The 8600-nt window shown below is 67.9% G+C and carries 11 protein-coding genes, 1 tRNA gene and 1 pseudogene; 10 read left to right on the top strand and 3 right to left on the bottom strand.

Annotation, left to right across the window (positions count from 1 at the left end):
- A partial coding sequence (locus DI526_RS22440; RefSeq protein ID WP_304282970.1) for an outer membrane protein assembly factor BamE occupies positions 1–333 on the bottom strand: 333 nt, incomplete at its 3' end.
- 120 nt (positions 334–453) lie between these two features.
- Here DI526_RS22440 and DI526_RS22435 point away from each other — a divergent pair.
- The 7 genes from DI526_RS22435 (at position 454) to DI526_RS22405 (ending at position 4999) form a co-directional block, all read left to right on the top strand.
- Complete coding sequence (locus DI526_RS22435; protein WP_304282967.1) at positions 454–984, top strand: ubiquinol-cytochrome C chaperone family protein; 531 nt, start codon at positions 454–456, stop codon at positions 982–984.
- Positions 969–1508 carry a DUF177 domain-containing protein gene (locus DI526_RS22430; protein WP_304282964.1) on the top strand — a complete coding sequence of 180 codons (540 nt, stop codon included), beginning with the start codon at positions 969–971 and terminating at the stop codon, positions 1506–1508. Before DI526_RS22435 ends, DI526_RS22430 begins: the two co-directional genes overlap by 16 nt.
- A 337-nt stretch (positions 1509–1845) precedes the next feature.
- Complete coding sequence (gene plsX, locus DI526_RS22425; RefSeq protein ID WP_304282962.1) at positions 1846–2931, top strand: phosphate acyltransferase PlsX; 1086 nt, start codon at positions 1846–1848, stop codon at positions 2929–2931.
- Positions 2928–3905, top strand: a complete 978-nt coding sequence (locus DI526_RS22420; RefSeq protein ID WP_304282959.1) for a beta-ketoacyl-ACP synthase III — start codon at positions 2928–2930, stop codon at positions 3903–3905. The genes plsX and DI526_RS22420 overlap by 4 nt, the downstream gene beginning before the upstream one ends.
- Before the next feature lie 199 nt (positions 3906–4104).
- Positions 4105–4407: an integration host factor subunit alpha gene (locus tag DI526_RS22415; protein ID WP_066686891.1), complete on the top strand. Its 303-nt coding sequence runs from the start codon at positions 4105–4107 to the stop codon at positions 4405–4407.
- Positions 4408–4417: 10 nt separating this feature from the next.
- Positions 4418–4840: a MerR family transcriptional regulator gene (locus DI526_RS22410; RefSeq protein ID WP_304282952.1), complete on the top strand. Its 423-nt coding sequence runs from the start codon at positions 4418–4420 to the stop codon at positions 4838–4840.
- An 82-nt stretch (positions 4841–4922) separates the two neighbouring features.
- Positions 4923–4999, top strand: a tRNA-Pro gene (locus DI526_RS22405).
- A 66-nt stretch (positions 5000–5065) separates the two neighbouring features.
- On the opposite strand, the gene DI526_RS22400 is transcribed toward DI526_RS22405, so the two are convergent.
- Both DI526_RS22400 and DI526_RS22395 read right to left on the bottom strand, forming a co-directional pair.
- Positions 5066–5308 carry a DUF2842 domain-containing protein gene (locus DI526_RS22400; RefSeq protein WP_304282949.1) on the bottom strand — a complete coding sequence of 81 codons (243 nt, stop codon included), beginning with the start codon at positions 5306–5308 and terminating at the stop codon, positions 5066–5068.
- Positions 5305–5556, bottom strand: coding sequence for a GlsB/YeaQ/YmgE family stress response membrane protein (locus DI526_RS22395; protein ID WP_304282946.1), 252 nt, complete (start codon positions 5554–5556; stop codon positions 5305–5307). The genes DI526_RS22400 and DI526_RS22395 overlap by 4 nt, the downstream gene beginning before the upstream one ends.
- A 140-nt stretch (positions 5557–5696) precedes the next feature.
- Here DI526_RS22395 and DI526_RS22390 point away from each other — a divergent pair, with 140 nt between their 5' ends.
- The 3 genes and pseudogenes from DI526_RS22390 to DI526_RS22380 form a co-directional block, all read left to right on the top strand.
- Positions 5697–6728 carry a COX15/CtaA family protein gene (locus DI526_RS22390; protein WP_304282944.1) on the top strand — a complete coding sequence of 344 codons (1032 nt, stop codon included), beginning with the start codon at positions 5697–5699 and terminating at the stop codon, positions 6726–6728.
- Between the two features lie 77 nt (positions 6729–6805).
- Positions 6806–8302 (top strand): alkaline phosphatase, encoded by a 1497-nt coding sequence (locus DI526_RS22385; protein WP_304282941.1) that lies wholly within the window; start codon positions 6806–6808, stop codon positions 8300–8302.
- Positions 8303–8433: 131 nt separating this feature from the next.
- Positions 8434–8514, top strand: a pseudogene (locus DI526_RS22380) (hypothetical protein); the annotation flags it as partial.
- Positions 8515–8600: the final 86 nt, after the last annotated feature.

Below are 8600 nucleotides of genomic sequence, written 5' to 3'. Positions count from 1 at the left end.
CTTCAGCGTGTAGGTGTTCACCGAGGCGACCTTTTCGTCGGCCGGGTTGAACTTGATGGCCACCACGTCGCGCTTGATCACGCGCGGATAGTAGAAGGCCACCCGGTCGGTCGTCTGCGAGATGTAGTACCAGGTGTTGTTGTCGAAGGTCGAAACCGCCGACGGCGAACCCAGCTTCTCCATCAGGGTCGACTTGCTGTCCTCGCCGACCTTCATGTCGGCGGGCTTGGCTTCGATGGCCTGGAATCCGGAATAGCTCGTCAGCGGCGTACAGGCTGAAGTGGCGATCGCCAGGCCGAGAATGGCGGCGGCGAAGACGGCGGGGCGAGACATCGAGGCTCCGAACCGGAAAATGCAGACTTTGACCTATCGCCCGCGGGAGCTTAGTTCAATGCCCGCGTGAAAGCGGACCCCGCGTCTAGCGGGATGTCGCGGCGAAATCGAGGCGTTTCAATGTTTCTGGACCGATGGCTGAAGCCCAGGCCCGCCAAGGCGGCGGGGGCCAAGCTCTATGCTTGCGCCGTGGCGCAGGCGCGTTCGCCGGCCTTGTACCGTGATTTCGGCGTCCGCGACTCGATGGAGGGCCGGTTCGAGCTGTTCAGCCTGCACGTGATCCTGCTGATCGAGCGGCTGAAGGGGCAGGGCGAGGCGGCGGCGGAGACCTCGCAGGCGGTGTTCGATTCCTATGTGAAGGGCCTCGATGACGCCTTCCGCGAGATCGGCGTCGCCGACACCGCCGTGGGCAAGAAGATGAAGAAGCTGGCCGGCGCCTTCTATGGCCGCCTGAAGGCCTATGACGAGGCCGTGGCCAGCCTGCCGGACGAGTCGGCCACGCGCGACTTCCTGGCTCGCACGGCGTTCGAGGAAAGCGGCCAGGGTGATGTCGCCGCCTTGACCGCCTATCTGATCAAGACGCGCGCGGCGCTGGCGAGCCAGCCGCTGGACGCGCTGCTGCAAGGAGATGTGACGTGGCCGAACCCGTAATCGCGCCCTGGCCCTGCGAGATCCCGCTGTCCCAGGTCGACCGGGGCGCCGTGAAGCTGCGCCTGGAGCCCAGCGACGACCAGCGCAAGGCGATCGCCAAGCAGCTGGGCCTCGTCAGCCTGGAGGCGCTGTCGGCCGAGGTGTTCCTGACGTCCTGGCTGGACGGGGCGGAGGTCTCGGGCGTCCTGCGCGCGCGGGTCGTCCAGACCTGCAGCGCCACGGCCGACGACTTCGAGACGCCGATCGACGCCCGCTTCAGTCTGCGGGTCCTGCCCGCCAACAGCGAGAACGCCCCGCAGGAAGAGTTTGGCGACCTGGGCGCCGACCCGGACGGCGATGATCCGCCGGACGTGCTGGAAGGCCAGTCCGTCGACGTGTCGGGCTATGTGGTCGAACACCTGGCCTTGGAGCTGGATCCGTTTCCCCGCAAGCCGGGCGCGGTCTTCGTCCAGCCGCCAGAGCCGGTGGAGTTATCCCCGTTCGCCGCCCTGAAGGGGCTGAATTTGAAGGACGATCAGGGCTGAGAGCGTGACAGCCGAAAGTGTGAGCGGTTTCGGCGCCCGTCACGCTCCTTCTAGGAGGTCGGGTCTGCTCAGGCAGACCCGATGCGTGACAGCCGAAAGTGTGAGCGGTTTCGGCGCCCGTCACGCTCCTTCCAAGAGGTCGGGTCTGCTCAGGCAGACCCGATGCGTGATAGCCGAAAGTGTGAGCGGTTTCGGCGCCCGTCACGCTCGTTCCAAGAGGTCGGGTCTGCTCAGGCAGACCCGATGCCCGACTCGACCGCTTGCGTGATATTCACGCGGATGTATCGTCCGCCGCCTTCAGGGCGGCCGGACCGCCTGCCGGAGCTCTCAGCGCCACGTGACTCAATCCGTTGTCATCTCGATCGACGCCATGGGCGGCGATCATGGCCCCTCCATCGTCGTGCCCGGCGTCGCCCTGGCGGCCCAGGCGCTGCCCGGCGTGCGCTTCCTGCTGCACGGCGACGGCGCGGCCATCGAGGCCGAGCTGGCTAAGTGCCCGGCCGCCAAGGCCGTCAGCGAGATTCGCCACTGCGACAAGGCGATCAGCATGGACGAAAAGCCCGCCCAGGCCATGCGCCGGGGCAAGGGCTCGAGCATGTGGAACACCATCGAGGCCCTGCGCGAGAACGAGGCCCACGCCTGCGTCTCGGCCGGCAATACCGGTGCGCTGATGGCCATCTCCAAGCTGATCCTGCGCATGGGGGCGGGGCTGGAGCGTCCGGCCATCGTCGCCAACTGGCCGACCATGAAAGGCGTGACGGCCGTGCTGGACGTCGGCGCCAATGTCGAGAGCGACGCGGCTCAGCTCGTCGAGTTCGCGATCATGGGCGCGGCCTTCCACCACGCCGTGCACGGCTCGCACCGGCCCACCGTTGGCCTGCTGAACGTCGGCTCCGAGGAGCAGAAGGGCCACGAGGAAGTGCGCGAGGCGCACGCCATCCTGCGCGAGACCAAGCTCGACTTCGACTATCACGGCTTCGTCGAGGGCACCGATATCGCCTATGGCACCGTGGACGTGGTGGTCACCGACGGCTTCACCGGCAATGTGGCCCTGAAGACCGCCGAGGGCCTGGCGCGGTTCTTCTCCAACGAGATCAAGTCCACCCTGACCTCGACGCCGCTGGCCATGCTGGGCGCGGCCGTGGCGTCGGGCGCGCTCAAAAAGATGCGCCAGCGCCTCGATCCGGGCCGGGTGAACGGCGGCCCGCTGCTGGGCCTGAACGGAATCGTGGTCAAGAGCCACGGCGGCGCAGACGCGGGCGGTTTCGCCTCGGCGATCCGGGTCGCGACCAACCTCGCGCGCAGCGATTTCCGCGCCGAGATCGACAGAAATCTGAAGCGCCTGACCGCCGCCGCGGCCAAGGACGAGGCCTCCGGCGAGGGGGCCAATCCCGGCGTGGGTTCCGAAGGAGCGGCCGAGTGAGCGTAGTTCGTAGCGTAGTGACCGGCGTCGGCGCCTACCTGCCGCCCAAGGTCGTGACCAATGACGATCTGGCCAAGTTCGTCGACACCAGCGACGAATGGATCGTCGAGCGCACCGGCATCCGCCAGCGCCATCAGGCGGCCGACGACCAGCCCGTCTCCGATCTCGCGACCGAAGCGGCCAAGGAAGCCCTGGCCGCCGCGGGCAAGACCGCCGCCGACGTCGACCTGATCATCGTGGCCACCACCACGGCCGACCTGACCTTCCCGGCGGTCGCCACGATCGTCCAGCGCAAGCTGGGCGCGCCGGTCGGCATCGCCTTCGACGTCCAGGCCGTCTGCTCGGGCTTCGTCTATGCGCTGAGCGTCGCCGACGGCTTCGTGGCGCGCGGCAACGCCAAGTGCGCCCTGGTCATCGGCGCCGAGACCATGACTCGCCTGATGGACTGGAGCGACCGCGGCACCTGCGTGCTGTTCGGCGACGGCGCCGGCGCGGTCGTGCTGGAGGCCGGCGAAGGCGAGGGGACGACCGACGATCGCGGCATGCTGGGCTTCGCCTTGCGCGCCGATGGGACCAAGCAGGAGCTGCTCTATGTCGACGGCGGCCCGTCGACCACGGGCACGGTCGGCAAGCTGCGGATGCTGGGCAACCAGGTCTTCAAGCACGCCGTGGTCAATATCTCCGAAGCGATTCACGCCGCCGCCGAGAAGGCCGGCGTGGCGGTCGCCGACGTCGACTGGTTCATCCCGCACCAGGCCAACCAGCGCATCCTGGCCGGCGTGGCCAACCGCTGCGGCATCGACGAGGACAAGGTCATCTCGACCGTGGCGATCCACGCCAACACCTCCGCCGCCTCGATCCCGCTGGCCTTCGCCCACGGCGTGAAGGACGGCCGGATCAAGAAGGGCGACCTGCTGTTGCTGGAGGCGATGGGCGGCGGGCTGACCTGGGGCGCCTGTGTCCTGCGCCTTTGACGCGCACCGCGGTTCGCACTTCGCGGATGGCATGAACTGTTGACCTTGAGCCTTTGACTTCATGCGACAATCGCGGCATGAGGTCAGCGGTGGATGAGCGCGCGGCCGAGTGAGGGCGTCCGCATCAAGCGCTCTCCCGCCGGGAGTGCTCTATCGGAGGTGGTCTCTCGACCGCCAGGATACGCGTGGAGGGGGTTGCATGAAGGGCTCTACTTTGACCCGGGCCGACCTGTGCGAGGCGGTGCACGAGGAGGTCGGTCTGACCCGTCAGGACTGCGCCGGCCTCGTCGAACGCACGCTGGACCTGGTGGCCGAGGCCCTGGAGAAGGGCGAGACGGTCAAACTGTCCGGCTTCGGCGTCTTCCAGGTCCGCGCCAAGCGGGCGCGGATGGGACGTAATCCCAAGACCGGCGAGCCGGCCGAGATCGAGCCCCGGCGCGTGATCGGCTTCCGCGCTTCCCAGGTCATGAAGGCGCGAATCGACCGCGCCCTGGGCGACTAGGATTCGTGCGGTGGCGAAGGGGCCCAACGCCTTCCGCACGATCTCGGAGGTCGCCGACGAGCTAGGCGTGCCGCAGCACGTCCTGCGATTCTGGGAGACCAAGTTCTCGTTCATCCGGCCCATGAAGCGCGCCGGCGGACGGCGCTTCTACCGCCCCCAGGACGTGGCGGTGCTCAATGGCGTCCGCATCCTGCTGCATAGCGAAGGCCTTACCATCAAGGGCGTGCAGAAGCTGCATCGCGACCACGGCCTGGCGCAGGTGATCGCCGCGGGGCTGGGCGCCAACGGCTCGGCGAATCTGTCGCCGGACATCGATTACGGCGCGCCCGGGGGTGATCGGGCGATCGAGGACGGGACGCGAGAGCGTCTGGCCTTCACCTTGCGCGACCTGACCGAGGTGAAAACCCGGCTGGACGGCCTCCTGTCACGCTAGGCTTTTCCGGGGCGCGTGATTTCCTGGGAAATGGCTGTTGCCCTCCTCAGGAGCGGCGCCTATAAGAGCGCCTCTTCCGCGTCGGAGCGTGGCGCAGCCTGGTAGCGCACTTGACTGGGGGTCAAGGGGTCGCAGGTTCGAATCCTGTCGCTCCGACCATTTCCTTCGGGAATTGCGGAAGCCGAAAGGGTCGCCGAGAGGCGGCCCTTTTTCATGTCCGGCGACCTACCTGACGACAGGCTTGTCGGCCTTGCCCATCCAGGAGATCAGCGGGATCACCGGCAAGACCCAGCCCATGCCCAGCGCCACGAAGTAGACCAAGTGCACAAGCCGGTTCTGCGGCAGGTGGTCGTAGAGACTGGCGAAGATCCAGATCCAGGCGAACAAAACCGCCATCACGGCCAGGGAGCCGATCAGCTTGCGCCATCTCGCCGGAATGAGACGGGGCGGGGTGACGGGAACGCTCACGCGGATCTCCTAAAGAGGCCGAGCACGGCCAGGAACAGGACGGCGCCCAGGCTGGACACCGTCAGCTCGCCGACGACGCCGCCGACGGGAAAATGGATGCGCGTGGCCGCGAAGGCGCCGATGAACGCGCCGATGACGCCGACCAGCAGCTTGATGAACAGCGAGCGCTCTCGCCCGATCACAAAATCGGCGATCCAGCCGGCGATGACGCCGACGATCGTGGCCGCCAACACGCCCGTAGCGCTCATGCTTTGCTCCTCATCGCGCCTTTTTGCCATGCGGCGCGCGCGGGGTCATGCGGACACATACAGACATTGATGCTCCGCCGCTGCGGGCGTAGGGAAGGCTTTGCCGCATTTCGGCCTAGAAGTGACGCTTTGCCGACACCATGACGTCTTTCCTGCGCTCCGACCGTTCGCGTCCCGTCGCCCTCTGGCTGTTTATTGTCGCCGCCATGGTGTTCTCCATGGTGGTGGTCGGCGGCGCGACTCGCCTGACCGATTCCGGCCTGTCGATCACCCAGTGGAAGCCGATCATGGGCGCCCTGCCGCCGATGTCGGACCAGGCCTGGCGCGAGAGCTTCGAGCTCTACAAGCAGATCCCGCAGTACAAGCTGGTCAATCCGGACATGACGCTGGAGGGCTTCAAGGGCATCTTCTGGTGGGAGTGGGCCCACCGGCTGCTGGGCCGGACCGTCGGCGTCGTCTTCGCCATCCCGTTCGTGATTTTCCTGATCCGCGGCGACATTCCGCGCCGGCTGATCTGGCGCTGCGCCGTCATGCTGGGCCTGGGCGGCCTGCAAGGGCTTGTCGGCTGGTGGATGGTGTCGAGCGGCCTGTCCGAGCGGGTTTCGGTCGCGCCGGAGCGGCTGATGACGCACCTGGGCCTGGCCCTGGCGCTGTTCGTGGTGCTGATCTGGACCGCCCTGGACGCCTGGAACGGCTCGCCGCGCGTACCGGAGCGTTCCCCCTGGCGAGGCTGGGCGCTGGCCTTCCTGGCGGCGGTGTTCTTCCAGAGCCTGCTGGGCGCCCTGGTGGCCGGCAACGACGCGGGCCTGGTCTATAACGACTGGCCGCTGATGAACGGGCGCTTCTTCCCCGCCGACTATGCGGGCCAGGGTCTGTGGGGGACGCTGGCGCACAGCCACGCCGCGGTTCAGCTGCACCATCGCCTGATGGCCTACGCCCTGTTCGTGGCCGGCCTCGCCATCGCGGTGATCGCCAGGCGAGACAGGCTGCTGGCCCCCGGCGCCCGGGCGATCGCCCTGGCCCTGGCGGTGATCGTCGTGCTGCAGGCGTCGCTGGGCGTCTGGACCTTGATGGCGGCCGTGCCGATCACGCTGGGCGTGCTGCACCAGGCGGGCGCGGCGGTGCTGCTGGCCGCGGCGACCGCTTTCGCCTGGCGCGTGCGACGCCCCTAGGACGGGATCGGCGCGGGCGAGGCAAAAACTGTCACACGCCGAGCGCAAATCGGGCCGATTCCTCATGGAGCTTGGCCTTGATCCGCCCCCTCGTTCTCGCCCTCGTGGCGTCCGCCTCGATCTCGACCTTCGCCTGCGCTCAGGCGGCGGGCCCAATGGCGGCCGTCAGCGCCGTCGATCCCTACTACAAGGCCGGCGAGGCGGCCCTGGCGCGCCAGCTAGCCGTGGTCCCGAACACCGGCCGCGCCAAGAACGTCATCCTCTTCCTGGGCGACGGCATGGGCATTTCGACGGTCACGGCCGGTCGCATCTATGACGGCCAGCAAAAGGGCGTCGACGGCGAATCCAATTCGCTGGCCTTCGAGAAGCTGTCCTATGCGGCCCTCTCAAAGACCTACAGCCACGACACGCAAGTCACCGACAGCGCCGCCGGCATCACGGCGATCATGACCGGCGTGAAGACCCGCAACAAGATCATCGGCCTGACCGGCGCGGCGATCGGCGAGAAGTGTGAGACCGAGAAGGGGAACGCGGTCCAGACCCTGGCCGAACTGGCCAAGGCCAACGGCAAGGCCGCCGGCGCGGTCACCACCACCCGCGTCACCCACGCCACGCCCGCCGGCGCCTACGCCCACACCGCCTATCGCGACTGGGAGGGCGACAGCGACATGCCGGTCGAGGCGCTGCAGGCCGGCTGCAAGGACATCGCCCGCCAACTGATCGAGGCCCCCGACGCCTTGCGCCTGGACGTGGTCATGGGCGGCGGTCGCTCGCGCTTCCTGCCCGAGGCCAAGGACGGCAAGCGCGCCGACGGCCGCGATCTGACCGCCGAGTGGCTGAAGGCGGAAGGCGGGGCTTCGGCCTATGTCACCACCGTGGACCAGCTGAAGGCGCTGCCGGCCGACACCAGGCATGTGCTGGGCCTGTTCGCGTCCGAACACCTGCCCTACGAGGTCGAGCGGCCGGTGCTGGGGCAGGGCGTTCCGACCCTGGCCGAGATGGCCACGAGCGCCGTCGACATCCTGTCCAAGAACCCGAACGGCTATTTCCTGCTGGTCGAGGGCGGCAAGATCGACATGGGCAGCCACCTGGGCAACGCCAAGCGCACGCTGAGCGAGACCGTCGAGTTCTCCAAGGCCATCGCGGCGGTGCTGGCCAAGGTCGACCTGAAGGACACCCTGGTCGTGGTTACGGCCGACCACAGCCATGGCCTGGTTATTTCCGGCTACGCGCCGCGCAATTCGCCGATCCTGGGCGTCTCGGGCAACGAGGGCGAGCCGGCGATCGCCGCGGACGGCAAGACCTACACCACCCTGATGTTCGCCACCGGCCCCGGCGGTCCGCTGGGCAATGACACCCGCGCCGACCCGGCCAAGGAAGACCTGGACGACGTCGACTACCACCAGCAGGCCGTCGTCAACCTGCCCAGCGCCGCGCACGCGGGCGAGGATGTCGGCGTGTTCGCCGATGGTCCGCAGGCCTACCTGCTGCGTGGGGTGGTCGAGGAGAGCTACATCTTCCAGGTCATGCGTCACGCGTTCGGGTTTGATGCGGCGCAGGCGAAGAAGCGCTGAGGGGGGCGGGGCGCGAGGAAGCGCGGAAAACCTTTCTCCTCCCCCATCGGGGGAGGGGGACCCGCGAACGCGGGTGGAGGGGGCCTCATGCGGCCGGGTTACATCCTGTGGTCGGCGGAGAGCGCGCTGTTCTGACACCAAGGAGAGGTCGCCGGCTTGGCCGGCCCCTCCACCGCCGTTCGGCGGTCCCCCTCCCCCAGAGGGGGAGGAGAGTAAGTCACGAGCGTTCGCGGCGCTCCATGATCCGCGTATCCGGAATCGAACCGAACGAATTCAACGGCTTCTCACTTTTACACGC

Origin of the sequence: Caulobacter segnis, from assembly GCF_003243465.1 — a bacterium.
Lineage (GTDB): Bacteria > Pseudomonadota > Alphaproteobacteria > Caulobacterales > Caulobacteraceae > Caulobacter > Caulobacter segnis_A.
The sequence above is the reverse complement of the archived record's forward strand: the minus strand, read 5'-3'. Positions and strand labels throughout refer to the sequence as shown.

Bases quoted from the DNA above. Each gene is read 5' to 3' on its own strand.
- DI526_RS22435 (WP_304282967.1), top strand. From the start codon at position 454: ATGTTTCTGGACCGATGGCTGAAGCCCAGGCCCGCCAAGGCGGCGGGG.
- DI526_RS22415 (WP_066686891.1), top strand. From the start codon at position 4,105: ATGAAGGGCTCTACTTTGACCCGGGCCGACCTGTGCGAGGCGGTGCAC.
- DI526_RS22395 (WP_304282946.1), bottom strand. From the start codon at position 5,556: ATGAGCGCTACGGGCGTGTTGGCGGCCACGATCGTCGGCGTCATCGCC.
- DI526_RS22390 (WP_304282944.1), top strand. From the start codon at position 5,697: ATGACGTCTTTCCTGCGCTCCGACCGTTCGCGTCCCGTCGCCCTCTGG.